Below are 24,052 nucleotides of genomic sequence, written 5' to 3' on the forward strand. Positions count from 1 at the left end.
CCGAGACGAAAAATGACCCGGCCCTCGCCGAAGCGGGGCCGGGCGCCATAGCAGACGCCTGGATTCAATCCCCGCAACGGTTCGGCCTTTCGCAACTTCGGCTCCTCGCGCTACACCGGGCGCATGGACGCCTCCGTTCCGATGGCCCGCGCCGCCGACCTTCTCGCCTGGTATGACCGCCATCGCCGCGCGCTGCCCTGGCGTGCCGTCGCGGGCGAGCGCCCTGATCCCTATCGCGTCTGGGCCTCCGAGATCATGCTGCAGCAGACCACGGTCGCCGCGGTGAAGCCCTATTACGAGCGCTTCATGGCGCGCTTCCCGACGGTGAAGGCCCTCGCCGAAGCGCCTTCCGAGGATGTGATGCAGGCCTGGGCCGGGCTCGGCTATTATTCCCGCGCCCGCAACCTCCATGCCTGCGCCCGCGCGGTCATGGAGAATCACGCCGGTCGCTTCCCCGATACGGAGGAGGGGCTGCGGGCTCTGCCGGGCATCGGCGCCTACACGGCCGGCGCCGTGGCGGCCATCGCCTTCGACCAGCCGGCCGCGGCAGTCGACGGCAATGTCGAGCGCGTCATGACGCGGCTCTTTGCGATTGCGGATGAATTGCCGGGCGCACGACCGCTCATCCGCGAGAAGGTCCTGGCGCTGCTGCCGACGGATCGCCCCGGCGATTTCGCGCAGGCGCTGATGGATCTCGGCGCGACCATCTGCACGCCGCGCAACCCGGCCTGCGGGCTCTGTCCCTGGCGCGAGCCCTGCCGGGCGCGGGTGGACGGCACGCAGGAGCGCTTCCCGCGCAAGGTCGCCAAGAAGGCGGGCCAGACCCGCTACGGCGCCGCCTTCGTGCTGACCCGACCCGACGGCGCGATCCTGCTGCGTACGCGCCCGGCCAAGGGGCTGCTCGGGGGTATGGCAGAGGTGCCGACCAGCGAATGGCGTGTTGATTACGAGATCGACGGCGCCGCGCAGGACGCGCCGCTGCCGCTGCGCTGGACGCGGCTGCCCGAGCCAGTGCGCCACGTCTTCACGCATTTTCCACTGGAGCTGACGGTGTTCACCGGCAGCGTTCCGGACCGGACGCTCGCCCCGCCCGGCATGCGCTTCACGCCATTGGCGAAACTCGCCGGCGAGCCGCTGCCGAGCGTCATGCTGAAGGTCGTCGAGCGCGCCGGGCTCTACCGTTCGAAGACGCGGTAGGTCATCGTCGGCAGATCGACCGACCATTTGAAATAGCCCTTGGAGTAGATCTTGCCGCGCCGCGGCGGCCAGGGATCGTGGATGCGCAGCGTCGTGCCGGTGCCGTCGGGATTGCCGTCGCCGCGCATGCCGACCACGACGATCATGTGGCCGGGGCTGCCGCGCCCGGCGGTGTATTCGTCCACGCGCCAGAGCATGTCGAACATCAGCGGCCCGCGCGACAGGGCCTGCCGCAGCAGCTCGACCGACCACGACATCGGCGCGTTGCAGCGCAGCCCGTGGATGCGTGCATAGCGTTGTCCTGTCACGATCGCCTGGTCGCTTTCGGAGGAATTCAGCAGGCCGCCATCGGAGGCGATCATGTCCGGCGGTGTCTTGGCTATGATGATCGGCACCGTCGAGTTCTTCATCATCGCCGTCGATGTCGCCCAGCAGGTCGTGTTCGTCGGCTGCGCGATGAAGGAGACCTTGTGCAGGATCGGTGCGAAGGCTTCGGTGCCATAGAGGCAGGATTGCGTCGCCGGCCCGGCTTCGCCGTCCTCGACCAGCCAGTTCTTGTGCTGGAAGGCGAGGACTGCGCTGCGGGTCAGGTTGCCGTACTGGCCGTCGGGGACGAGCGGGGGCAGCGGCTTCAGCTTGGCGTTGAGCGCTTCCTGAAGCTTCTTGACCTCAGGACCGCGGGAGCCGTTCTTCAGGATCGTGGGCATGGCATCCCCGCTGCGATCTCATGCGCCGAGAATGGGCGCGCACCCTCGGCGCACGCATCCTCCGAACGAATGATTGCAGGGGTGGAGTTATGGCCGAAGGGCGCTTACGCCGCCGCCATCTGCGCCCTGATCTCGCCGCGCAGCGCGTCGAGCACGGTCAGTCCGCCCTCGCGCTCGACATGCCAGAAGGTCCAGCCGTTGCAGGCCGGCAGGCCCTGGGCAAGCGCGCCGACCTTGTGGATCGAGCCGACTGCCGGGCCGAGGATCAGCGTGCCGTCGGCGCGTATCACGGCCTTGTAGCGCCGCTTCTCGTCATGGACCGTCTCGCCGGCCTTCACCAGCCCGGCTTCGACCAGGCTGAGGAACGGCACGCGCGGCTCGCTGCGCTTGGAGGGCGCGGTGGAGAAGGCCTCCGGTGCCAGCGGCGTCACTGCATCGATGCGCTCGCGCGCCGCCTTGGCATAGACCGGATCGCGTTCGAGCCCGATGAAGCGGCGGCCCAGCGCCTTGGCGACGGCGCCGGTCGTGCCGGTGCCGAAGAAGGGATCGAGAATCACGTCGCCGGGATTGGAAGCGGAGAGCAGCACGCGGGCGAGCAGCGCTTCCGGCTTCTGCGTCGGGTGCACCTTGGCGCCGCTCTCGTCCTTCAGGCGTTCATCGCCTGTGCACAGCGGCAGATACCAGTCCGAGCGCATCTGCAGGTCGTCATTGCCGCCCTTCAGCGCCTCGTAATGGAAGGTGTATTTCGAGCTCTCGCCGCGGGCGGCCCAGATCAGCGTCTCATGCGCATTGGTGAAGCGCCGGCCGCGGAAATTCGGCATCGGATTGGCCTTGCGCCAGACGATGTCGTTCAGCATCCAGAAGCCGAGATCCTGCAGCGTCGCGCCGACGCGGAAGATGTTGTGATAGCTGCCGATCACCCACAGCGCCCCGTCCGGCTTCAGGATGCGGCGTGCGGCCGACAGCCAGTCGCGGGTGAAGCGATCGTAGTCCGAGAAGGAGGCGAACTTGTCCCAGTCGTCGTCGACGGCGTCGACGAGGCTGTCGTCGGGCCGGCGCAGATCGCCACCAAGCTGGAGGTTGTAGGGTGGATCGGCGAAGATCAGGTCGACGCTCGCCGGCGGCAAGGCGTTCATCGCCGCGACGCAGTCGCCGACGAGGATCTGATCGAGCGGCAGTTCCTGCGGAACGCCGATTTGTTCGGGAAGGCTCCTGGCCTTCATCCGAGCCCCCAGCGCTGGCCGTCCGGTACGCGAAACCTGAATCCGGACGGGAGCGCTGGCGGTCCCGGTACGCGAGATACCCATGACGCCAAGACCGTTACGCAACTTCAACGAGCGCGATATTGGCCGGACAGGGTAAAGGCCGGGTTTCCGCTTTGAAAAAAATGCGTCCCGTTTTGGGGCTGCAGATTTTGCCTACATCATTGGAGATGAAGGGAAATTCCTAACGGCAATTAACGTCTGGACCTGTCCTTGGGGCAGGTGCCGAGGGCGTGGGACGACGGTCGCCGCTCCCGTCATTGCGAGGAGCGAGAGCGACGAAGCAATCCAGGTGGAGTGGGTGGGCCGTTGAACCCAGTCCCCTGGATGGCTTCGCGACGTTCGCAATGACGGCGGAGACCGCCAGAACCCTACCGGAACCAGACGCCCTTCACGGGAGCGAAGGAATAGCGATGCTCGGGGCAGGGGCCGTGTTCGGCGATGGCCTTGCGATGCTGCGGCGTCGCATAACCGACATGGCCCGAAAAGCCATAGGCAGGATAGCGCCGACACAGCCGCGCCATCATCCGATCGCGCGTAACCTTGGCGACGATCGAGGCAGCCGCGATGGAGGCCACGGCGCCATCCCCCTGAATAATCGCCTCGCAGCCGCAGCTCAGCTGCGGCGGATCGTTGCCGTCGACCAGCACATGCAGCGGCGCGAGTGGCAGAGCGGCCACCGCCCGGCGCATCGCCAGCAGCGTCGCCTGGCGGATGTTGAGCGCGTCGATCTCGACTGCCGTGGCGCTGGCGACGGCTACGGCGAGCGCTCGCTCCATGATCTCGCCGAAGAGTTCCTCGCGGATCGGCGCCGGCAGCTTCTTCGAATCGTCGAGGCCATGCGGCACGCGGGCCGGATCGAGGATGACGGCCGCAGCCACGACCGGACCGGCGAGCGGCCCGCGCCCAACCTCATCGATGCCGGCCAGCGGCCAGAGGCTGTTGGCGATGGCGTGTGTCTCGCGGCTGAAATCAGCGGGCATGGCGGGCTTATGCAACAGAGTGCCGTTTCGAGCTAGACCGCTGTCGTCCTCCTCCACCGACATCCCGGACAAGCCGCCCAGGGCGGCGCCGATCCGGGATCCATGCCCGAGCCTTTAATAAGAGGGGCTCCGGAATCGATCGCTGGTCCACGCTTCGCTGCGCCCGGGATGACCTCCGCGCGTGTCCATTCAAAACAGGCTCAGCTGCGCCTTCTCCTTCTCGGGCTTCACGAACAGGTCCGTCCGCAGCCGCCGGCGCGCGGTGTTGAAGCCGATGCGCTCGGCCGCCAGCTCGAAGCGCCGCCCGATCATCCAGGCATAGGGGCCGGAGCCGACCATGCGCTGACCCCATTGCGAATCGTAGTCCTTGCCGCCGCGCGTCGAGCGGATCAGCGACATCACATGCCTGAGCTTGTCGGGATGGTGCGCCAGCAGCCATTCCTGCACGATGTCGCGCACTTCGAGCGGCAGCCGCAGCAGTACATAGCCGGCCTCCTGTGCGCCCGCCGCCTTGGCAGCGTCGAGGATGCGCTCGATCTCGTGCTCGTTGATCGCCGGCACGATGGGCGCGACCAGCACCGTCACCGGGATGCCGGCCTCGGACAGCTTGCGGATCGTCTCGAGCCGCTTGGGCGGCGAAGCGGCACGCGGCTCCATGCCCCGCGCCGTCTTCGGATCGAGTGTCGTCACCGAGATCGCGACCTTGACCAGCCCCTTCTCCGCCATCGGCGCAAGGATATCGATGTCGCGCTGGACCAGCGCCGATTTGGTGACGATGCCGACCGGGTGGTTGAACTTCGAGAGCACCTCCAGGATCTGGCGCATGATCCTGAGCTTCTTCTCGATCGGCTGATAGGCATCGGTGTTGGTGCCGATGGCGATGGTGCGCGGCTGGTAGGAGGGGGAGCAAAGCTCCTTCTCCAGCAAGGCCGCGGCATCGGGCTTCGCCGTCAGCTTGCTCTCGAAGTCGAGGCCGGGCGAGAGCCCGAGATAGGCGTGGGTCGGCCGCGCGAAACAGTAGACGCATCCATGCTCGCAGCCGCGATAGGGATTGATCGAGCGGTCGAAGGAGATGTCCGGCGAGTCGTTGCGCGTGATGATGCTGCGCGCCTTCTCGTAGGCGATCTCGGTCTTGAACGGCGGCAGCTCTTCCAGAGAGCCCCAGCCGTCATCTTCGGTGACGCGCTGCTCCGCTTCGTAGCGCCCGCCGGGATTGACCGTGGCGCCGCGTCCGCGCCGCCGCTCCGGGTCGATGCGATGACCGGCATAGGCGAGCGGATCGGCCGGCGCGACGACCGGCGCCGAGACGGTCGGCTCCCTGTCGTGCCGGCGCAGCGGCTGAGCCGCCGGATAGGGCCTTTCGGTGGGTCTGGCCTGGGGCATGGCTTTCGAACCGGTTCATGTGCCGGGAATCGGCACGCTCTGGTCTCAGATAGAGTGAACATAACAGGAACAAAAGGCAAGAGCTGCATTGCGACGTGCTGCGCTGCGGCATAGAACACTGCGTATGCTCACAGCCGTGATCCGCGCCGATGGTTCCCCGCGAGCTCTCGCCGCCACGCTGGCCGTGCTGATCCCGGCGGTGGCGGAAGGCTTGCTCGGCCATGCGGTGATCGTCGACACAGTGGGCGCTCCCGATTTCGAGCGCGTCGCCGACACGACCGGCGCCTGCTATCTGCGCATCGGCCCGGCCGAGGCCTGGCAGGGAGGAGCCACCGTGGCGCGCGGCGATCGGCTCGTGCTGTTCGAGGCCGGCGACGTGCCACAGGCACATTGGGCGCTGGTGGTCGAGCGCCATCTGCTCGTCACGCCGGAGGTGCCGGCCCTGATACCGCTGCACGCCGCCCGCGCCGCGCTGCTCGAGCGCGTCGCGCTGTCCTTTGCCGGGCTCAGGCTCCGGTCCGGGCTCGTGCTGCCCAAGGCGATGGTCATGGAAGGGCGCCTCGACCAGGCGCCGCAACGGTTGCCGGTGTGGCGCGAGCGGGCCGGGTAGGGCAATGGCCGGGCCGGCATGACATCGCGTCGTACTCCTCCTAGGCTGGAGCTGTCGGGAGGCTGACATGACGATACCGAGCGAGATTCTTCTGGCGAGCGATCTTTCCTCGCGCACCGACAGGGCGGCGGATCGCGCGCTGCTGCTGGCGCGGGAATGGCATGCGAAACTTGCGATTCTGCATGTCGTGAGTGCAGCGGAGCAGGCCGGTTCCGCCGTTGCGATGGCGGCGTGGCGGGACGAGCTGCCGTTGGCAGCGGGCGAAGCGGAACTGCTGGTTCGCAGCGGCTCATTGCCGGATGTCCTGGCAGAACTGGCCGCCGAGCGTGGCAGCGGGCTGATCGTGACCGGCGTGGCTCGCTACAACGACGTCCGCGACTACGTGGTGGGCACCGCCGTTGACTATATCGTTCGCAGGGCGGCTGTTCCGGTGCTGATCGTCCGCCGGCGCGCCGACCGCCCTTACGGGGCGATCGTCGTCGGCACGGATTTCTCGGAGGGCTCGCGCCGGGCTCTGCTGGCGGCGGCGGAGCTCTTCCCGCAGGCGCGCCTGCTTCTGGTCCATGCCTATCCCGGCCCCGGCCCCAGGACCGATTTCCAAGGCAAGGGCGATTTCCTGCGGGCTGAGGCCGAGGCCGGGATGACGGCCTTCCTCGACGCGGCAAAGCTTCCGGCGAGCCTCAGCGCACGCCTCGATACGCAGGTCGTCGAAGGTAATGCCACTGCGGCCATCGAGCGCTGCCGCGCCGCGGCCGGAGCGCAATTGGTCGTCGTCGGCCGCTACGGCCAGGGCGGCTTTTCCGAAACGGTGATCGGCAGCACCGCCGAAACGATCTTGGGCACGGTCCGGGCCGACATCCTGATCGCGCCCGGCGCCTGATCATCCATATGAGCTAACCGGGCTCGGATTCGGGCAGGCCGTGCGAGGATGCCTATACCTGGTTGCGGAAGGTGTCGCAGCTCTGCATCGAGCCCGACTGGAAGCCGGTGTTGAACCACTTCGTCCGCTGGGCCGAGGAGCCGTGGGTGAAGGAATCCGGCACGACCACGCCCTGCGCCGCCCTCTGCAGCTTGTCGTCGCCGATCGCGGAGGCGGTGCGGATCGCCTCCTCGATATCGCCCTGGTCGAGGCGGCCCATGGCCTGGATGTTGTGAGCCCAGACGCCGGCGAAGCAGTCGGCCTGCAGCTCGATCCGCACCGAGATGGCGTTGGCGTCCCGCTCGGACGAGCGCTCGCGGAGTTGGTTGGCCTTGGGCAGGATGCCGAGCAGGTTCTGGATGTGGTGGCCGACCTCATGGCCGATCACATAGGCATAGGCGAAATCGCCGCCGCCGCCGAGCTTGCGCTGCATCTCCTGGAAGAAGGAAGTATCGAGATAGACCTTCTTGTCCACGGGGCAGTAGAACGGTCCCATCGCCGATTGAGCGGTGCCGCAGCCTGAACGGTCGACGCCGGAGAACAGCACGAGCCGCGGCGCCTGGTAGCGGATATTGGCCTGTTGCGGCAGGATCTTCGTCCAAACGTCCTCGTTCTGTGCCAGCACGGCCGAGACGAAGCGGCCCATCTCGTCCTGCGGTGGTCCGGAGGAGCGGCGGGTTTCCTGCGTCTGTTCGCGTCCTCCGATGCCACCAATCATCTCGGCGCCGCCGATCAGCAGGCGCGGATCGATGCCGAGCGCCCAGCCGAGCAGGCCGAGCACGACCATGGTGCCGATGCCGATGCCGCCGCGCCCGCCGGGCATGCCGGCGAAGCCGCCGCCACCACCGCCGCCGCGCCGGTCCTCGAGATTCTCGGACTGGCGATAATCTTCCCACTGCATGGACGGTTCCTCGACGAAACTCCCCGCAATCTCGCCGGGAGATGCAGGGAACTCAAGCCGTCATTGCAGGTTCCGGCTGAACGAAGCCTGACGGCCTCCGGCTTGCCTAGTGATAGCCGCTGTCGGCCCTGACCTTGCCGCGGAAGGTCCAGTACACGAAGGCGGTGTAGAACAGGATCATCGGCAGCAGGAACGAGACGCCGATCAGCACGAAGATATGGGAGGAGGGCGCCGCCGCGGCATCCCAGATCGTGACGCCGGGCGGAACCAGATAGGGGAAGTTCGAGATCGACAGCCCCAGGAAGCAGAGCAGGAAAATCGCGACCGTCAGCGCGAAGGGCGTGAACTCATGCGCGCCATGGAGCCGCCGCCAGGCGAGATAGCCGCAGAGCGCCGTCAGCACCGGGAAGGGCCAGAGCCAGACGAGATTGGCCGGGGTGAACCAGCGCTCGGCGATGCGCGGATGCGCATAGGGTGTCCACAGCGAGACCAGCACCGCGAAGGCCAGCAATCCCAGCAGCAATGTCTTCGCCTGCCGCCGCGCCCGTTCGGCGACCGGGCCGTCTGTCTTGTAGAGCAGCCAGGTCGCGCCGAGCAGGGCGTAGCCGACGATCACACCGGCGCCGCACATCACCGTGAAGGGCGTCAGCCAGTCGAGCGGGCCGCCGGCGAACTGGCCGTTCTTGACGGTGACGCCCTGAATCAGCCCGCCGAGCACAAGGCCCTGCGAGAAGGCGGCGACGGTCGAGCCCAGCCAGAAGGCAAAGTCCCAGCGCCGATGGTGCGGCTTGGCGACCCAGCGGAATTCGAAGGCGACGCCGCGGAAGATCAGCGCCAGCAGCATCAGCGTGATCGGGATGTAGAAGGCCGGCATGATGATGGCATAGGCCTGCGGGAAGGCGACCCAGAGGCCGCCGCCGCCCAGTACCAGCCAGGTCTCGTTGCCGTCCCAGAACGGGGCGACCGAGTTCATCATCTGGTCGCGCTCGCCTTCGTCCTTCGTCGTCGGGAACAGGATGGCGATGCCGAGGTCGAAGCCGTCGAGCACGACGTAGAGCATCACGGCGGTGCCGATCAGCACGGCCCAGATGACCGGAAGATACCATTCCATCGTCGTGGCTCCTCAGATCGCCGGCTGGATCTTGTCGTCGCTGGGGCGGCCGTCGCCGAAAATCGTGGCGGCCTCCCCCTGCACGGCCTTGAGCGTGCGTTTCGAGGGCTGCTCGGGAGCGTCTGCGCCGCCGATTTCGTCCGGTCCCTTGTCGATCAGGCGGTTGATCAGGAGGATGCCGGCCGTGAACACCACCGAATAGACGCAGACGAACAGGATGAGCGAGATCGCGACCTGCGTCGCCGTGACCGGCGAGACTGCATCGGCCGAGCGGATGATGCCCGTCGCCAGCCAGGGCTGGCGGCCGACCTCGGTGACGAACCAGCCCGACAGGATGGCGAGGAAGCCGGCGGGCCAGGAATACTGCGCGATCCAGAGCCAGCGCCGCGATTCGAACACCGTGCCCTTGCGCCAGAGCCAGGCGCCGATCCAGCCGAACAGGATCATCAGCATGCCGATGCCCACCATCGAGCGGAAGGCGAAGAAGGGGATCAGGACCGGCGGCCGGTCCTGCACGGCGAAATCCTTCAGGCTCGGGAAGAGCGCGTTCATGCTGCCATGGGTGACGAGGCTGGCGACGCCGGGGATCGAGATCTCGAACCGGTTGAGTTCGGCCTTCTCGTCGGGCCAGGCGAAGAGCACGAGAGCGCCGGGCTTCGAGGAATCCCAGTGCGCCTCGATCGCGGCCAGCTTCGCCGGCTGGTAGGTCGCGGTGTCGCGGCCGTGGAAATCGCCGATCACCGCCTGCAGCGGCGCGGTCAGCGCTATCATCAGGATCGCCATCCGCACCATCGTCTTGGCCGATTCGGTGCGGTGCCCGGCGAGCAGATGACGTGCGCCGGTCGCCAGCACGACGAAGGCGGTCGTCAGATAGGCCGCGGTCATCATATGGGCGAAACGCAGCGGGAATGTCGGATTGAAGACGATCTTCACCCAGTCGACCGGATAGGCGATGCCGTCGCGCACCTCATGTCCAGCCGGATACTGCATCCAGCTATTGGCCGAGAGGATCCAGAAGCCCGAGAGTGCCGTGCCGCCCGCGACGATCAGCGCCGAGGTGAAGTGCAGCCAGGCCGGCACCCGCTTCCAGCCGAACAGCATCACGCCGAGGAAGGAGGCTTCGAGGAAGAAGGCCGAGAGCACCTCGTAGCCGATCAGCGGCCCCACGACATTGCCGACCGCGGTCGAGAACCGGCTCCAGTTGGTGCCGAACTGGTAGGACAGCACGATGCCCGAGACCACGCCCATCGCGAAGGAGACCGCGAAGATCTTGGTCCAGAACCGGGCGAGCAGGTGGAACTTCTGATCGCCGGTCTTCAGCCAGAGGCCGAGCAGCGTCGCGATATAGGCGGAAAGCCCGATGGTGAAGGCGGGAAAAACGATGTGGAAGGAAACGGTGAAGGCGAATTGAATGCGCGAAAGCAGAAAAGCGTCGAGTTCCATCGCAAGGCTCCGGCCGGCTGCCGCCTTGGGGCGGCTCGAAACGACTCTTCTGAGGCAGCATCGTCGCTCTTGCCCAGATTAGTCAAATTCGAAGCCCGGCGAGGCGCGGCAATGTCGCAGGCGCCGGGCCGCGTTGTCGCAGGGGCGGAAAATCCACAGCCTCCGCCGGTGACGGATGGGCGCCAGGCTCCGCGCCCGCTTGCTCGAAACGGAATGCCCCTCTCGCCCCTGCGGGGACCTCGCGCTACTCGTATTCGCCCTCGATATCCTTGCCGGTGTAGTCCGTCATCAGCGCCGTCGCGATCAGGCTGAGCACGGCGCAGGCGAGGATGTAGAACGAGATCGCATAGGCCGTCCCATACTTGGCGAACAGCCAGGCGGCGATGAGCGGAGCCGGGCCGCCGGCGATCACCGAGGCGAGCTGGTAGCCGAGCGAGGCGCCGCTATAGCGCAGGCGCCCGGTGAAGGATTCCGCGATCAGCGCCGCCTGCGGTCCATACATCATGTCATGCGGCACGAGCGAGATGACGATGGCGAGGAAGATCATCGCCGCCGAGCCGGTATTCAGCATCCCGAAATAGATGAAGCCGAAGGCGCCGGTAGCTGCGGCGCCGATCATATACATGCGCCTGCGTCCGATCAGATCGGAGATGTGACCGAAGAGTGGGATCGAAACGAACGACAGGATCGAGCCCGCCAGCACGGCGACGAGCAGAAAGTCGCGCGAGACCTTCAGTGTCCCGACGCCATAGGCGAAGACGAAGGCGGTGAAGATGTAGAAGGGCGCCTGCTCCGCCATGCGCAGGAGCGCGCAGAGCAGAATCTCCCTGGGCTGGCGCCGAACCACCTCCAGCATCGGCGCGCGCTCAACCTTGTTTTCGGCGACGAGCCTGCGGAATATCGGCGTTTCCATGATGCCGAGCCGGATCCAGAGGCCGATCGCGACGAGCACGAGGCTCAGCAGGAATGGAACCCGCCAGCCCCAGGTCAGGAATTGATCGCCGGAGAGCCAGCTGAAGGCGAGGACCGCGAGATTGGCGAGGAAGAGGCCGCAAGGCACGCCGAACTGCGGCCAGGACGCGATGAAGCCGCGATGGTTGGATGTCCGCGCCCATTCCATCGAGAGTAGTACGGAACCGCCCCATTCGCCGCCGACCCCGACGCCCTGGACGAAGCGCAACACCGTCAGGATGATTGCGCCCCAGATGCCGATGCTCTCGTAGGTCGGGACGAGTCCGACGAGGAAGGTCGCGATTCCCATCAGCATGAGCGTGGCGATGAGCGTCGATTTGCGGCCGACGCGATCGCCATAATGGCCGAAGATCGCCGCGCCGACTGGCCGGGCGAGAAAACCGACCGCATAGATGGCGAAGGCCTCCAGCGTGCCGACGAGCGGCTCCGATCGCGGGAAGAACAGCCGGGCGAAGACCAGGCCGGTCACCGTGCTGTAGAGGAAGAAATCATACCATTCGATCGCGGTCCCGATCGTGCTTGCGACGATGGCACGTCGAAGTTGCCTGCCATGCTCTTCTTCGGACAACGTGCCGACGCCAAAATCGATGGCTGCCATGGTCAGCCTCCAAGCATCGATGGTCCGCTGCGCAGGCCGCTGCAAAATCAAACAATATTATATCGCAAATTGTCGGAAATGGCCATTTTCTCAAGCGCTGGCGGTTGGGCAATCGCTTCAAGTTGATCGACCGTCCCGTGGTTCCCGGCGGAGGCCACCGGCATTGCGAGCAGCGTCAACGCGAAGCAATCCAGGGGCTACGGCGCGAGCCCTTCCGGGTTGCTTCGCTTTCGTTCCCGATGACGCGGAGGTGGTTGCGGTCTTGAGGCATTCACGCCGGGGATGCCTTAAGGTAAAGCGGTCGCCCCGGAGATGGCCGGTTTCCAATGCTCTCCGCGCCATTCCGGCCTGCCCATCGTCGCTAACGGCCTCTGATCCCGCTCAGGACGCTTGGTGATCGCTGGTTTGGCAGGCCCGGTCCGGGCGCCGCGACTGCAAACGCGACTCGGCGGCCGTCATCTCGCATCTTTCAATTCCGTTCTGCATCGAGATTTCCTGAGATTATGCTGGCCACGAGCGTGCGAGCTGGGATAGCATCCAAGACGGTCTGAAGCATCCGTTCAATTTTTTCTGCCTGGAATGTTGAAGCCTTCCGACGGGTCCGCAGGCCAATACTGCTTGCGTTAGCTAACCGATTAATTTCGTACGACGAAATCGGTTCTCGCCGCATTCGGCGAGAAGTCGCTCGCGCATGTCTTTGGGGAATGGGGTCTGCCAAGTATTGGAGGGTCACATGGTATCTAGTTGTGAACCGAACGGAATACCGACGACCACTCGAGAAGGCCTGCAACAAGCATTGAACGGTTGGCGCGCGCGATCCAGCGCCGCGCTGCTCGGCACGGCAGCGCTGATATCGCTGGCCTTGGCCGGCCCGGCAATCGCGCAAGCGCCTGCTCAGCCGCCCGCGCAGCAGCAACGGCCCAACATCGTCGTCATCATGGGCGACGACATCGGCATCTGGAACATCGGCGCATACCACCGCGGCATGATGGCGGGCCGCACGCCGAATCTCGACAAGCTTGCTGCCGAGGGCATGCTGTTCACCGACTACTATGCCGAGGCGAGCTGCACGGCCGGACGCGCCAACTTCATCACCGGCGAGCTGCCGATCCGCACCGGGATGACCACGGTAGGACAAGCGGGAGCACCCATCGGCTTGCCTGCCCAAGCCGTGACGATCGCCACCGCGCTTAAGGGCATGGGCTACGCCACCGGCCAGTTCGGCAAGAACCACCTTGGCGACAAGAACGAATTTCTGCCGACGGTGCACGGCTTCGACGAGTTCTTCGGCTATCTCTATCACCTCGATGCGATGGAAGACCCCTGCCATCCGAACTACCCGCAGAACCTCAGGTCGCAGGTCGGGCCTCGCAACATGCTTCACACGTTCGCGACGACCAACGACGACCCGACGGTCGATCCGCGTTGGGGCAAGGTCGGCAAGCAGTCGATCGCGGACGCGGGCGAACTGTGCCCGAAGCGCATGGAAACCGTGGATGATGAAATCCGCGACCTTTCCTTCAGGTTCCTCGACAAGGCCAAGGCGGACAACAAGCCGTTCTTCCTCTGGCTCAATCCGACACGCATGCACATCGTCACGCATCTGTCGCCCAAATACGAGGCGATGCGGAACTCGACCAACGGCTGGAGCATTCACGAAGCCGGCATGGCTCAGCTCGACGACGACGTCGGCCTGGTGATGAAGAAGCTCAAGGACATGGGCGTGGATGACAACACCATCGTCATCTTCACCACCGACAACGGCACCGAGGCGTTCACCTGGCCGGACGGTGGACAGACGCCATTTGYGCAGAGCAAGGGCACGATCATGGAAGGCGGGTTCCGTGCACCGGCGATGATCCGTTGGCCGGGCAAGGTGCCGGCGGGCAAGGTCGAGAACGGCATCGTTTCCGGGCTCGACTGGTTCCCGACATTGCTGGCCGCGGCCGGCAACCCGAACATCGCCGAGGAGCTGAAAAAGGGTAAGCAAATCGGTGACCGCACCTACAAGGTCTATCTGGACGGCTACAATCAGATGGATCTGATCACCGGCAAGGGCCCGTCGAACCGAAACGAGATCTGGTACTTCGGGGAAAGCGAGCTCGGAGCGGTGCGTATCGGCGACTACAAGTATCGTTTCATCGACCAGCCCGACGGCTGGCTCGGCGACAAGACCAAGGCGGACGTGCCCTATCTGACCAACCTTCGCCTCGATCCGTTCGAGCGCACGGGCTGGCCGGAAAACGGTACCAAGTCCGGATCGCAGGAATACTTCCAGTGGTTCAAATACGAATTCTGGCGCTTCGTATTCGTGCAGGACCAGGTCGAGAAGCTGGCCATGACGGCGATCGAGTTCCCGCCGATGCAGAAGGGCGCAAGCTTCAATCTTGATGCCGTGAAGGCGAAAATCCAGGCCGCCCAAGCGGCGATGGCCAAGTAAGGATGGCCATGGCAGACTGCAGGAAGTGAGGCTCATCGCGGCGGGCGGCTCGGACAGGGCCGCCCGCCAGTCGGTGCGAGGTCATCCAGAATACGCGCGGTGTTTAGGGATGGCCGCTGAGGATCGATCTCGCACCACCGGCAAACCAGCAGCCGCGGCAGGACTATGGGCTCGGGGGCCGCTGCCGCTCACTGACGGTTCGAAGCAGGACCGAAACGAGATTTCCGCTTGCCCGCCCACCACCGCCAATCTGGAGGCCTGGCTTCGGTTCTAGGAGCCTGCCGCAAGCGCGGCCTTGAGGGCGCGCAGGTCGCGCCAGGCGAGGCGCTTCTGCAGCGGCTGCCGCAGCAGATAGGCCGGGTGCAGCGTCGCGATGGCGCGGATGCGCCGGGAGCCGGTGTCGTACTCCACCCATTGTCCGCGCGAGCGCAGGATGCCGCTGAAGCCGAGCAGCCCCTGCGCGGAGGGGCCGCCGACGCAGACCAGGATGTCGGGGTCGGCGAGCTCGATCTGGCGCTGGATGAAGGGCAGGCAGATCGCGACCTCCTGCGGCGTCGGCGTGCGGTTGCCCGGCGGCCGCCAGGGCAGGAGGTTGGCGATGTAGACGTCGTTCTGGCGGCTGAGCCCGATCGCCGCCAGCATCCGGTCGAGCAATTGGCCGGAACGGCCGACGAAGGGGAAGCCGAGCCGATCCTCGTCGGCACCGGGGGCTTCGCCGACCATCATCACCCGTCCCTGCGGGTTGCCGTCCGCGAAGACGAGGTTCTTGGCCGTCGCCTTCAGGGCGCAGCCTTCGAACTTGGCGAGCGCTTCCTTCAACTCGTCGAGCGTGCGTGCCTCGCGGGCGAGCGCACGAGCGCTGACTGTCGCGTCGTCAGGCGCGGTGGCTGCCGCCGCGATCGGCCGGGCAGGGGCGGCCGGTCGGCCCGGCAGCGGGCGCAGGCGCGGCTGGCCGGCGCCGGCGGAGGGGGGCGGTTCGGCGAAATGATTGCGCGGCGTCTCGTCGAGCGCCTCGGTCACGCCCATCTCGGCGTACCAGCTCAAAAGCTCGTAAGGGTCTGGCGCGTCGGGGCCGACTGTATCGGACAGGCTCATCCGCGCATCCTATACGCTGCAAAGCCGCTTCGCGAGCCAACGCAGTTGCAAAATGGAACGGGCGCTTGGATAGAGGGGTTCCAGACTGGATGGAAGCCGAGCGTTGAACGAGTCGGCGAAACAGTTCATATATAAACTAATCGCGCGATGCGGGTTGCCAAGGCGGAGGGCAGGATGGATCTCAAGGAAGCGCAGAGCGAACCGCGCGAGAGCATGGACTATGACGTCGTCATCGTCGGCGCGGGCCCTGCGGGTCTGGCGGCTGCGATCCGGCTGAAGCAGCTCGACGAGAACATCTCGGTCGTCGTGGTCGAGAAGGGGGCCGAGGTCGGCGCTCACATTCTCTCCGGCGCCGTCATCGATCCGATCGGCCTCGACCGCCTCGTGCCGGATTGGCGCGACGATCCCGACCGCCCACTGACCACAGAGGTCAAGGAAGACGTCTTCTATTTCCTCACCCAGCCGAACGGCATCCGCCTGCCGAATTTCGGCATGCCCTCGCTGATGAACAATCACGGCAACTTCGTCGGCTCGCTCGGGCTGGTGGCGAAGTTCCTGGCCGCCCGCGCCGAGGCGTTCGGCGTCGAAATCTACCCGGGCTTCGCCGCCGCGGAGCTGCTCTTTAACGAGGACGGCTCGGTCGCCGGCATCGCCACCGGTGACATGGGCATCGCCAAGGACGGCACAGTCTCCGAGCGCTTCACCCGCGGCATGGAATTGCGCGGCCGCTATACGTTGCTGGGCGAGGGCGCGCGCGGCTCGCTTTCAAAGATCGCGATCAAGAAGTTTGGTTTGGACGCCGGCCGCGAGCCGCAGAAATACGGCATCGGCCTCAAGGAGCTCTGGCAGGTCAAGCCCGAGAAGTTCCACAAGGGCCGCGTCCAGCACTCCTTCGGCTGGCCGCTCGACAACAGCACCGGCGGCGGCTCCTTCCTTTACCATTTCGACGATAATCTGGTTTCCGTCGGCTTCGTCGTGCATCTGAACTATCAGAATCCGACGCTCTCGCCCTTCGACGAATTCCAGCGCTTCAAGACCCACCCGCTGATCCGCGACACCTTCGAGGGCGGCAAGCGCATCGCCTATGGCTCGCGCGCCATCACCGAGGGCGGCTTCCAGTCGGTGCCGAAGCTGACCTTCCCGGGCGGTGCGCTGATCGGCTGCGCCGCCGGCTTCGTCAACGTTCCCCGCATCAAGGGCAGCCACAACGCCGTGCTATCCGGCATGCTTGCGGCGGAGAAGCTCGTCCCGGCGCTGCAGGCCGGCCGCAGCCATGACGAGGTCGTCGAGATCGAGACGAGCTGGCGCGACAGCGCCATCGGCAAGGACCTGAAGCTCGTCCGCAACGTCAAGCCGCTCTGGTCGAAGTTCGGCACGCTGGTCGGCATCGGGCTCGGCGGCATCGACATGTGGCTGAACCAGCTCTTCGGCTGGTCGCCCTTCGGCACGCTGAAGCACGGTAAGCCGGACTACGCGACGCTGAAGCCGCTCGCCGAGGTCGAGCCGATCACCTATCCGAAGCCGGACGGCAAGATCTCCTTCGACAAGCTGTCCTCGGTCTTCCTCTCCTCGACCAATCACGAGGAGGATCAGCCGGCGCATCTGAAGCTCACCGACCCCTCGATCCCGATCGGGAAGAACCTGCCGGTTTACGGCGAGCCGGCGCGGCTCTACTGCCCGGCGGGCGTTTACGAGGTCGTCTACGAGAATGCCGAGACGAAGAGCAATCCGCGCTTCGTGATCAACGCGCAGAACTGCGTCCACTGCAAGACCTGCGACATCAAGGACCCGGCCCAGAACATCACCTGGACGGTGCCGGAAGGCGGCGGCGGGCCCGGCTACGCGAATATGTGATCGGCTGATTCAGGAAAAAGGGTGCGCCGGGAGGCGCGCCCTTTAGTCTTTTGGAAAAGGCTGTCAGCCATTGCGCACGACCGGAGCCTCGGCTTCGGCTCGTCCTTGGCGAAGCCGACGAGAAGAGTGACTGCGGCAAAGCTCAGAACAATCTTCTTCATTGGAACGATCCCCATAATGTTGCTGCGTGCACTGCGAGCAGACGAAATATAGACTCGGTATCCTTTGCCGATGACCAATGTTTTCTCGCTGAACCCTGCGGGGAAAACGGGTTCGTTGGGACTGTTGCGCCGCCGCTACGAAGCCGCCGCATTCGCGCTGAGCCCCGCTTGCCGGCTCGCCCGGAAACCGCCATCTTGGCGGCCTACGCGAGCCATCACGGTCCGCCGAATGAGCGCCCGGAGCATTGGGCGGCGGACCGAGGGAGAAGAGCAGTCGTGACATTTCTGAAGAAGGTGCGTGCCTCCGGTACGGCTGCTGCCTTGTCGTTGTTGATGGTTCTGCCGGTGGCCGCCGCGGCCCAGGGAGCGACCGCGCCGCGTTCGTCTGATTCGCTGGAGCCGGCCGACAGCCTCGAAGGGAATTATCTTGCCGCCATCGTGGCGGGCGCCTCGCGCGATCTCGGCGCGGCCTCGGTTTATCTGCGCGAAGCCGTGCGGGAAGACCCGCGCAACAGCGAGTTGCTGGAGCGCGCTTTCGTCGCCTTTCTCGCCGACGGCGCCATGCCTGACGCCTTCCGCGCTGCCGACAAGCTGATCCAGCAGGATCCGAGCAATGGCCTGGCGCAGCTTGTCATCGGCATCCGCTCGATCAAGCAGAAGAGCTACCAGACCGCCCGCAATCATCTCCAGCGCGGCGGTCGCGGCCGGGCGGCCGACATCACGGCCACGCTCCTTTCCGCCTGGTCCTATCTTGGATCCGGCAACTCCAAACGCGCCATCGAGACGCTGGAGCGTCTGAAGGGCGAGCCTTCCTACAACCTCTTCCGCGACTATCATGCCGGCCTGATTCTCGACGCCGCCGGGCGCAAGGCGGAGGCCGAAAAGCGGCTGAAGGCCGCCTACGACGCCGAGAAGACGACGTTGCGCCTCGTTGATCTCTGGGCGCGCTTCCAGGCCCGCAGCGGCGACTATGCCGGCGCGGCTGCGACCTACGCCGATTTCGACCGGCTGCTGCCCAACCACCCGATCATCCGCGAAGGAATGTCGCTGGTTTCGAAGAAGGAGGCGCCGCCGCGCCAGATCCAGACGCCGCAGCAGGGCGCGGCCGAGGTGCTCTACGGGCTCGCCAGCGCCGGCAATCGCCAGGGCGACGAGGCCGCTGCTCTCCTCTACCTGCGCATGGCGATCTATCTGGATCCCGGTCATGACCTCGCCATCCTGACGCTGGGCGACATCCTGGAGCGGGCTCGCCAGCCCGAGGATGCGGTCGCGGTCTATGACAAGATGCCAGCCTCCTCGCCGCTGCGCTCGAACGCCGAGATCCAGGCGGGCCTCGCGCTGGAGAACCTTGGCAAGCCCGACGAGGCCGTGAAGCACCTGCAGAAGGTCATCGCGGAACGGCCGGACGATGTCGACGCGCTCGCCGCGCTGGGCAATATCTATCGCTCGCGCAAGCAGTTCGCCGAGGCGGCCGCCGCCTACGACAAGGCCATCGACAAGCTCGCCTCGCCCGGCCGCGCCAACTGGGATCTCTACTATTTCCGCGGCATCGCCCGGGAACGTATCAACCGGTGGCCGGAGGCCGAGGCCGATCTGCGCAAGGCGCTGGAATTGCTGCCCGATCCTCTCGGCCGCGAGCGCGCGCTGGTGCTGAACTATCTCGGCTATTCGCTGGTCGACAAGCACCTCAAGCTCGACGAGGGGCTGAGCATGTTGCGCCGCGCCGTCGAGTTGCGCCCACGCGACGGTTACATCATCGACTCGCTCGGCTGGGCCTATTACCGGCTCGGCCGTTACGAGGATGCCGCTCGCGAGATCGAGCGCGCGGCTGAGCTGCGCCCCTCGGACCCGGTGATCAACGACCATCTCGGCGATGTCTATTGGCGCACGGGCCGCCAGCTCGAGGCGAAGTATCAGTGGAACCATGCCCGCGATCTCAAGCCCGAGCCCGAGGATCTCGAGAAGATCCAGCGCAAGATCGAGCGCGGGCTGGAAGATCCTTCGGCCAATGTGGTCGACGAGGCCAAGAAGGACGGCGGCTGACGCTGATCACCGCGCTGGGCTGAACCGGGAGCGGCTGTGGCTCTACCGCTGACGACGCGCGCGCGCGCCAAGGTCAATCTCGACCTGCGGGTCCTGGGCCGGCGCGAGGACGGCTATCACGAGCTCGAAAGCCTGGTGGCCTTCGCCGGGGTCGGGGATGAGCTGACGCTGGAGCCGGATGCGCCGCTCTCTCTGTCCCTCGCCGGTCCGCGCGCGGCGGGGCTGTCTGCCGAGGACGACAACCTCGTCCTGCGTGCTGCGCGCGCGCTCGCGACAGTCCGTCCCGGCCTGCGTCTGGGGCGCTTCCATCTCGTCAAGCGACTGCCCGTCGCTTCGGGAATCGGTGGCGGTTCGGCTGACGCGGCCGCGGCGCTGCGTCTGGTCGCGCGCCTGAACGGCATTGCTCAAACCGATCAGGCTCTGCTGGGCGTCGCCGCGAAAGTCGGCGCCGACGTGCCGGTCTGCCTTGATTCGCGGGCGCGGCTGATGGCCGGCGTCGGCGAGCGGCTCGGGCCGGTGCTGCACCTGCCGCCGCTTTTCGCCGTGCTGGCCAATCCAGGCGTGGCGGTCGAGACGGTCGCGGTCTTTCGCACCCTGGGGCTGGAGCCGGGGCAAAAAAAGACAGTCTCGCGTACCGCGCCTGATTTGGTGCCGAGAGGGGAGTTCTTCGAGGCGCTCGCCGCCTCCCAGAACGATCTGGCGGCGGCTGCCCGGCGTGTCGCACCGGCGATCGACGAGGTGGTGGAGCGGCTGGCCGGCTTGCCGGGCTGCCGGCTTGCGCGCATGTCCGGGTCGGGCGCGACCTGCTTTGCGCTGTTCGACGATTGCTCGGCCAGCGCCGAGGCTGCGCGCGCGCTGGCGAAGGCTCGTCCGGACTGGTGGGTGAAGCCGACGCTGCTGCGTTGAGCCGCGCCGGCGCGGCTTCAGTGTGCCCGCGCCACGCAGAAATCGACGGCGGCGTTGAGCGCCTGCTTCATCGGCGAGGCCGGGAACAGGCCGAGCGCATCCTTGGCCATGCGGGCATAGTGTTCGGCGCGCGCGATGGTGTCGTCCAGCGCCTTGTGCCGACGCATGATCGCTTGCGCTTCTTCCAGATCGCCGTCGCGAATTTCGCCGTCCTGAAGGGTGCGCTTCCAGAAGGCGCGCTCCGCCTCGTCGCCGCGGCGGAAGGAGAGCACGACGGGCAGGGTGATTTTGCCCTCGCGGAAATCGTCGCCGGTGTTCTTGCCGAGCTTCGCCGCGACGCCGCCATAGTCCAGCGCGTCGTCGATGAGCTGGAAGGCGATGCCGAGATTGAGCCCGTAGCTGCGGCAGGCGGCGGCGTCCGCCTTTGAGGAATTGGCGATCACCGGGCCGACCTCGCAGGCGGCGGCGAAGAGCTCCGCCGTCTTGCCGCGGATGACCGAGAGATACTCGTCCTCGGTCGTCTCGGTGTTCTTGGCGACGGAGAGCTGCAGAACCTCGCCCTCGGCGATCACCGCCGCGGCCGTGGAGAGAATGTCGAGCGCCCTGAGCGAGCCGACCTCGACCATCATTTTGAAGGCCTGGCCCAGCAGGAAATCGCCGACGAGCACGCTCGCCTCGTTGCCCCAGAGCATGCGTGCGGCGAGCTTGCCGCGGCGCATGTCGCTCTCGTCGACGACGTCGTCATGCAGCAGTGTCGCGGTGTGCATGAACTCGACGGACGCCGCGAGCTTGACGTGGCCTTCGCCCCGGTAGCCGCAGAGATCGGCCATGGCGAGCGTCAGCATCGGCCGCAGGCGCTTGCCGCCCGAGGAGATCAGATGGTTCGCGACCTCCGGGATCATCGTGACCTCGGAGCCGGTGCGCGACAGGATCATCGCATTGACCCGCTCCATGTCGGCGCGCGCCAGCGCGACTAGCGGCTCGATGCTCGCCTGATTCGATTCCCGTTCCTCGAGGGAGACGACGACACCCACTGAAGCACTCCGGATCAGATTCTCGCGCCAGGGCGACGCCCCGCAGCCATGCCACAACCGTTGCATGGGACGCCAGCCCCCTGCAAACCGTCGCGACGCCGCAGCTTGCGCGAAGGGGGCGGGTCGGGCTCCATGGGGCGATGCACGAACTCATGCGCACCAACGACCTCATCCTGCTCGGCGCCGTCGAGGCCCTGCTGGAATCAGCCGGGCTGGATTGCCTGATCGCGGACCAGCATATGAGCGCCCTGGAGGGCATGACCGGCGCCTTTCCACGCCGGCTGCTGGTGCGCGCCGCGGACAAGCGCCGGGCGCGGGCTCTTCTGATCGAAGCCGGTTACGGAGCCGAGCTGCGCGATGAGTGAGGTGAAAACGCCGCTTGCGTTGGGCGAAATCGTCGAGGATCGGCTGCTCGACGGCCGGCTTCGCCTCCACCAGCCGCGCAAGGGCCACCGCGCCGGCACCGACGCCATCCTGCTCGCGGCGGCGCTGCCCGAGCTCGATGGCGGAACGCTCCTCGATATCGGCGCGGGCGTAGGGACGGTGGGGCTCGCTGCTGCGCTGTTGCGCCCTGCCTTGCGCTTCGCATTGCTGGAGCGCGATCCCGAACTGGCGACCTTGGCGAGGCAGAACATCGCGCTGAACGGCATGGCCGGTCGCGGGATTGTCATCGCGGCCGATGTCACCGCGCCGTCGGCGCAACTGGAATCGGCGGGCCTGAAGCCGGCTTCCTTCGATGCGGTCGCGATGAACCCGCCCTTCTATCCGCAGGGTGGAACGCGCGCCTCGCCGACGCCCAACCGCCGGGCGGCTCATGTGGCGGAGGGCGATCTCGAGCCCTGGCTGCGTGCCGCGCGGCGGGCACTGAAGCCCGGCGGCCTGCTCGCGATCATCCATCGGGCCGAGGCGCTGCCGGATCTGCTTGCGGGCCTGGGCTCAGGCTTCGGCACTGTCACGATCCGGCCCGTCCATGGCGTCGCCGACAGGCCGGCGATTCGGGTTGTCGTCACGGCGGTGCTGAACAGCAGAAGGCCGGCAGAGCTGTTGCCGGCCTTCGTGATCAACGGGCTCGACGGCCGCTTCACGGCGGAGAGCGAGGCCGTGCATCGCGGGCAGGCGCGCCTTTAGCATCGGACCGAAAAGTGGAATCCACTTTTCGGAATAATCCGATGCGATAGCGGTGACCTGGCGGCTTACCAGTAGTAGCGCGGCGGCGGCGCGAAGAGCGGCGGAGGCGGCGGCGGGGCGTAGTAGCGCGGACCATAGTAGCGGCGCGGGCCGTAGTAGCGCGGGCCGTAATAGGGGCGCGGCGGGCCGTAATAGCGGCGCGGGCCGTAATAGTACTGGGCCTGCTGCACCATGCCGCCGGCAGCATCGACCAGCGGCGCAGCCGCGACCGGCGCGGCGGAGGCCGGGGCGGCGCTCAGGGCTGCAACGCCCAGCGTGCCGACCGTCACGGCGGAGAGAAGCATCGTCTTGAACATGATATCCTCCTGCGATGGCGTCGGCGGTCATGGCTTGCGGTGACCAACGCCGTCCATGGGAGGGGAAACTATCCCCCTTAACCTGAACGGCGCGAAACCGCGCCGTTCAGCCAGCCTTCATTGAGCGGCCAATCATGGCCGCAATGCGTCAGCCTCAGCGGCAGACCCGTACAGGGCGGATCACCCAGCGCCAGCCGTTCCACACGCGGCGTTCCGACCAGAAACAGCGCGGACGGTAGTAGGGGCGCGGGCCATAATAGCGGCGCGGGCCGCGATAGTAGTATTGAGCCTGCTCGATTAGGCCCTGGCCGGCTTGCGCAGTCTGCCCGGCCGGAGCTGCGATCGGAGCGGCCGAGGCCGGGGCGGCCATCATGGCGAAGCCGCCAAGCGCGCCTGTCACGGCAGCCGCGAGAAGCGTTGTCCGGAACATCGTGTTCTCCATCGATAGCCATCGGCCGTGCCGATGGACGACTTGTCGTCCCTACAAGGAACTTGGGCCGTTTCACCTGAACGGCGCGAAACCGCGCCGTTCAGCTTGCCTTCATCGAGGCGGGTGGCCGGCTTAGCGGCAGACGCGGTGCTGGCGCACGATCCAGCGGTGGCCGTTCCAGACGCGGCGGGTTTCGGTCCAGCAGCGACGAGCATGCGGGCGGCCCGGGCCGTAATGCGGGCGACCCCGGTGCCAGGCCTGCTGGACGAGACCGGTCTCGGCGCCCGCACCCAGGGCCGAACCGGCCGAAATCGGGGCTGCGGAGGCCGGGGCGCTGCTCATGGCGGCACCGAGCAAGGTTGCTGCGCCGAAGGCGGCGGCAATGATGCGGGTTGTCAACATGGGCGTACTCCTTTGTTAATCCAGCCGCTGGCCCGCCATCAAATGCTCGCCCCCGAACATTGCGGACCATGCGGTCGTCTCGTGGTTAGCAGACCGGGTATGAACGAAATCTGTCCG

General features: G+C 66.4%; 22 protein-coding genes. 9 read left to right on the forward strand and 13 right to left on the reverse strand.

All coding sequences use genetic code 11. From position 1 onward, the window contains the following. The first annotated feature begins 123 nt into the window (after positions 1–123). Positions 124–1,197 (forward strand): A/G-specific adenine glycosylase, encoded by a 1,074-nt coding sequence (mutY, locus tag AC1DNE_RS08735; RefSeq protein WP_441468834.1) that lies wholly within the window; start codon positions 124–126, stop codon positions 1,195–1,197. On the opposite strand, the gene AC1DNE_RS08740 is transcribed toward mutY, so the two are convergent. The 4 genes from AC1DNE_RS08740 to AC1DNE_RS08755 all read right to left on the reverse strand — a co-directional run bounded on the left by AC1DNE_RS08740 (position 1,176) and on the right by AC1DNE_RS08755 (position 5,532). Next, positions 1,176–1,904 carry a peptidoglycan-binding protein gene (locus tag AC1DNE_RS08740; protein ID WP_441468833.1) on the reverse strand — a complete coding sequence of 243 codons (729 nt, stop codon included), beginning with the start codon at positions 1,902–1,904 and terminating at the stop codon, positions 1,176–1,178. The two genes, mutY and AC1DNE_RS08740, sit on opposite strands and share 22 nt — an antisense overlap. 104 nt (positions 1,905–2,008) lie before the next feature. Next, on the reverse strand, positions 2,009–3,211 hold the full coding sequence (locus AC1DNE_RS08745; RefSeq protein ID WP_441468832.1) for a site-specific DNA-methyltransferase: 1,203 nt from the start codon (positions 3,209–3,211) through the stop codon (positions 2,009–2,011). A gap of 326 nt (positions 3,212–3,537) precedes the next feature. After that, positions 3,538–4,149, reverse strand: coding sequence for a ribonuclease HII (locus tag AC1DNE_RS08750; protein ID WP_441468831.1), 612 nt, complete (start codon positions 4,147–4,149; stop codon positions 3,538–3,540). A 189-nt stretch (positions 4,150–4,338) separates the two neighbouring features. Beyond that, positions 4,339–5,532 carry a PA0069 family radical SAM protein gene (locus tag AC1DNE_RS08755; protein WP_441468830.1) on the reverse strand — a complete coding sequence of 398 codons (1,194 nt, stop codon included), beginning with the start codon at positions 5,530–5,532 and terminating at the stop codon, positions 4,339–4,341. Between the two features lie 124 nt (positions 5,533–5,656). Here AC1DNE_RS08755 and AC1DNE_RS08760 point away from each other — a divergent pair, with 124 nt between their 5' ends. After that, complete coding sequence (locus AC1DNE_RS08760) at positions 5,657–6,142, forward strand: hypothetical protein (protein WP_441468829.1); 486 nt, start codon at positions 5,657–5,659, stop codon at positions 6,140–6,142. A gap of 67 nt (positions 6,143–6,209) precedes the next feature. Then, on the forward strand, positions 6,210–7,022 hold the full coding sequence (locus AC1DNE_RS08765; protein WP_441468828.1) for a universal stress protein: 813 nt from the start codon (positions 6,210–6,212) through the stop codon (positions 7,020–7,022). Between the two features lie 52 nt (positions 7,023–7,074). Here AC1DNE_RS08765 and ypfJ read toward each other — a convergent pair whose 3' ends face one another. From ypfJ to AC1DNE_RS08785, 4 genes are all read right to left on the reverse strand, one after another. Beyond that, entirely contained in the window at positions 7,075–7,962 is an 888-nt protein-coding gene (gene ypfJ / locus AC1DNE_RS08770) for a KPN_02809 family neutral zinc metallopeptidase (RefSeq protein ID WP_441468827.1), read from the reverse strand. Between the two features lie 106 nt (positions 7,963–8,068). Next, positions 8,069–9,073: a cytochrome d ubiquinol oxidase subunit II gene (cydB, locus tag AC1DNE_RS08775; protein WP_441468826.1), complete on the reverse strand. Its 1,005-nt coding sequence runs from the start codon at positions 9,071–9,073 to the stop codon at positions 8,069–8,071. 12 nt (positions 9,074–9,085) lie between these two features. After that, entirely contained in the window at positions 9,086–10,516 is a 1,431-nt protein-coding gene (locus tag AC1DNE_RS08780) for a cytochrome ubiquinol oxidase subunit I (RefSeq protein ID WP_476764893.1), read from the reverse strand. A gap of 244 nt (positions 10,517–10,760) precedes the next feature. Next, entirely contained in the window at positions 10,761–12,086 is a 1,326-nt protein-coding gene (locus AC1DNE_RS08785) for an MFS transporter (RefSeq protein WP_441468824.1), read from the reverse strand. Between the two features lie 721 nt (positions 12,087–12,807). Between AC1DNE_RS08785 and AC1DNE_RS08790 the strand changes: the two genes are divergently transcribed. Further along, complete coding sequence (locus tag AC1DNE_RS08790) at positions 12,808–14,526, forward strand: arylsulfatase (protein ID WP_476841010.1); 1,719 nt, start codon at positions 12,808–12,810, stop codon at positions 14,524–14,526. 270 nt (positions 14,527–14,796) lie between these two features. Here AC1DNE_RS08790 and AC1DNE_RS08795 read toward each other — a convergent pair whose 3' ends face one another. Continuing rightward, the gene (locus AC1DNE_RS08795; RefSeq protein WP_476764896.1) at positions 14,797–15,621 is read right to left on the reverse strand and encodes a uracil-DNA glycosylase; all 825 of its coding nucleotides are present in this window, start codon (positions 15,619–15,621) and stop codon (positions 14,797–14,799) included. Positions 15,622–15,795: 174 nt separating this feature from the next. Between AC1DNE_RS08795 and AC1DNE_RS08800 the strand changes: the two genes are divergently transcribed. The 3 genes from AC1DNE_RS08800 (at position 15,796) to AC1DNE_RS08810 (ending at position 20,585) form a co-directional block, all read left to right on the forward strand. Further along, positions 15,796–17,475 (forward strand): electron transfer flavoprotein-ubiquinone oxidoreductase, encoded by a 1,680-nt coding sequence (locus AC1DNE_RS08800; protein ID WP_476764897.1) that lies wholly within the window; start codon positions 15,796–15,798, stop codon positions 17,473–17,475. Positions 17,476–17,912: 437 nt separating this feature from the next. After that, positions 17,913–19,679, forward strand: a complete 1,767-nt coding sequence (locus AC1DNE_RS08805; protein ID WP_476764898.1) for a tetratricopeptide repeat protein — start codon at positions 17,913–17,915, stop codon at positions 19,677–19,679. A gap of 36 nt (positions 19,680–19,715) precedes the next feature. Further along, positions 19,716–20,585, forward strand: a complete 870-nt coding sequence (locus AC1DNE_RS08810) for a 4-(cytidine 5'-diphospho)-2-C-methyl-D-erythritol kinase (protein WP_476764899.1) — start codon at positions 19,716–19,718, stop codon at positions 20,583–20,585. Between the two features lie 17 nt (positions 20,586–20,602). On the opposite strand, the gene AC1DNE_RS08815 is transcribed toward AC1DNE_RS08810, so the two are convergent. Next, on the reverse strand, positions 20,603–21,619 hold the full coding sequence (locus AC1DNE_RS08815; RefSeq protein ID WP_441468818.1) for a polyprenyl synthetase family protein: 1,017 nt from the start codon (positions 21,617–21,619) through the stop codon (positions 20,603–20,605). Between the two features lie 140 nt (positions 21,620–21,759). Here AC1DNE_RS08815 and AC1DNE_RS08820 point away from each other — a divergent pair, with 140 nt between their 5' ends. Together AC1DNE_RS08820 and AC1DNE_RS08825 are read left to right on the forward strand one after the other, a co-directional pair. Next, entirely contained in the window at positions 21,760–21,984 is a 225-nt protein-coding gene (locus tag AC1DNE_RS08820; RefSeq protein ID WP_441468817.1) for a putative signal transducing protein, read from the forward strand. After that, entirely contained in the window at positions 21,977–22,747 is a 771-nt protein-coding gene (locus AC1DNE_RS08825; RefSeq protein WP_476764900.1) for a tRNA1(Val) (adenine(37)-N6)-methyltransferase, read from the forward strand. The genes AC1DNE_RS08820 and AC1DNE_RS08825 overlap by 8 nt, the downstream gene beginning before the upstream one ends. A 65-nt stretch (positions 22,748–22,812) precedes the next feature. Here AC1DNE_RS08825 and AC1DNE_RS08830 read toward each other — a convergent pair whose 3' ends face one another. From AC1DNE_RS08830 to AC1DNE_RS08840, 3 genes are all read right to left on the reverse strand, one after another. After that, entirely contained in the window at positions 22,813–23,103 is a 291-nt protein-coding gene (locus tag AC1DNE_RS08830) for a hypothetical protein (protein ID WP_441468815.1), read from the reverse strand. A gap of 154 nt (positions 23,104–23,257) precedes the next feature. Further along, positions 23,258–23,533 (reverse strand): hypothetical protein, encoded by a 276-nt coding sequence (locus AC1DNE_RS08835; RefSeq protein ID WP_441468814.1) that lies wholly within the window; start codon positions 23,531–23,533, stop codon positions 23,258–23,260. 132 nt (positions 23,534–23,665) lie between these two features. After that, complete coding sequence (locus AC1DNE_RS08840) at positions 23,666–23,935, reverse strand: hypothetical protein (protein WP_441468813.1); 270 nt, start codon at positions 23,933–23,935, stop codon at positions 23,666–23,668. Between the last annotated feature and the right edge of the window lie 117 nt (positions 23,936–24,052).

Source organism: Allobosea sp. 05L423, assembly GCF_056397745.1.

Bases quoted from the DNA above. Each gene is read 5' to 3' on its own strand.
- mutY (WP_441468834.1), top strand. From the start codon at position 124: ATGGACGCCTCCGTTCCGATGGCCCGCGCCGCCGACCTTCTCGCCTGG.
- AC1DNE_RS08740 (WP_441468833.1), bottom strand. From the start codon at position 1,904: ATGCCCACGATCCTGAAGAACGGCTCCCGCGGTCCTGAGGTCAAGAAG.
- AC1DNE_RS08745 (WP_441468832.1), bottom strand. From the start codon at position 3,211: ATGGGTATCTCGCGTACCGGGACCGCCAGCGCTCCCGTCCGGATTCAG.
- AC1DNE_RS08750 (WP_441468831.1), bottom strand. From the start codon at position 4,149: ATGCCCGCTGATTTCAGCCGCGAGACACACGCCATCGCCAACAGCCTC.
- AC1DNE_RS08755 (WP_441468830.1), bottom strand. From the start codon at position 5,532: ATGCCCCAGGCCAGACCCACCGAAAGGCCCTATCCGGCGGCTCAGCCG.
- AC1DNE_RS08760 (WP_441468829.1), top strand. From the start codon at position 5,657: ATGCTCACAGCCGTGATCCGCGCCGATGGTTCCCCGCGAGCTCTCGCC.
- AC1DNE_RS08765 (WP_441468828.1), top strand. From the start codon at position 6,210: ATGACGATACCGAGCGAGATTCTTCTGGCGAGCGATCTTTCCTCGCGC.
- ypfJ (WP_441468827.1), bottom strand. From the start codon at position 7,962: ATGCAGTGGGAAGATTATCGCCAGTCCGAGAATCTCGAGGACCGGCGC.
- cydB (WP_441468826.1), bottom strand. From the start codon at position 9,073: ATGGAATGGTATCTTCCGGTCATCTGGGCCGTGCTGATCGGCACCGCC.
- AC1DNE_RS08780 (WP_476764893.1), bottom strand. From the start codon at position 10,516: ATGGAACTCGACGCTTTTCTGCTTTCGCGCATTCAATTCGCCTTCACC.
- AC1DNE_RS08785 (WP_441468824.1), bottom strand. From the start codon at position 12,086: ATGGCAGCCATCGATTTTGGCGTCGGCACGTTGTCCGAAGAAGAGCAT.
- AC1DNE_RS08795 (WP_476764896.1), bottom strand. From the start codon at position 15,621: ATGAGCCTGTCCGATACAGTCGGCCCCGACGCGCCAGACCCTTACGAG.
- AC1DNE_RS08800 (WP_476764897.1), top strand. From the start codon at position 15,796: ATGGATCTCAAGGAAGCGCAGAGCGAACCGCGCGAGAGCATGGACTAT.
- AC1DNE_RS08820 (WP_441468817.1), top strand. From the start codon at position 21,760: ATGCACGAACTCATGCGCACCAACGACCTCATCCTGCTCGGCGCCGTC.
- AC1DNE_RS08825 (WP_476764900.1), top strand. From the start codon at position 21,977: ATGAGTGAGGTGAAAACGCCGCTTGCGTTGGGCGAAATCGTCGAGGAT.
- AC1DNE_RS08830 (WP_441468815.1), bottom strand. From the start codon at position 23,103: ATGTTCAAGACGATGCTTCTCTCCGCCGTGACGGTCGGCACGCTGGGC.
- AC1DNE_RS08835 (WP_441468814.1), bottom strand. From the start codon at position 23,533: ATGTTCCGGACAACGCTTCTCGCGGCTGCCGTGACAGGCGCGCTTGGC.
- AC1DNE_RS08840 (WP_441468813.1), bottom strand. From the start codon at position 23,935: ATGTTGACAACCCGCATCATTGCCGCCGCCTTCGGCGCAGCAACCTTG.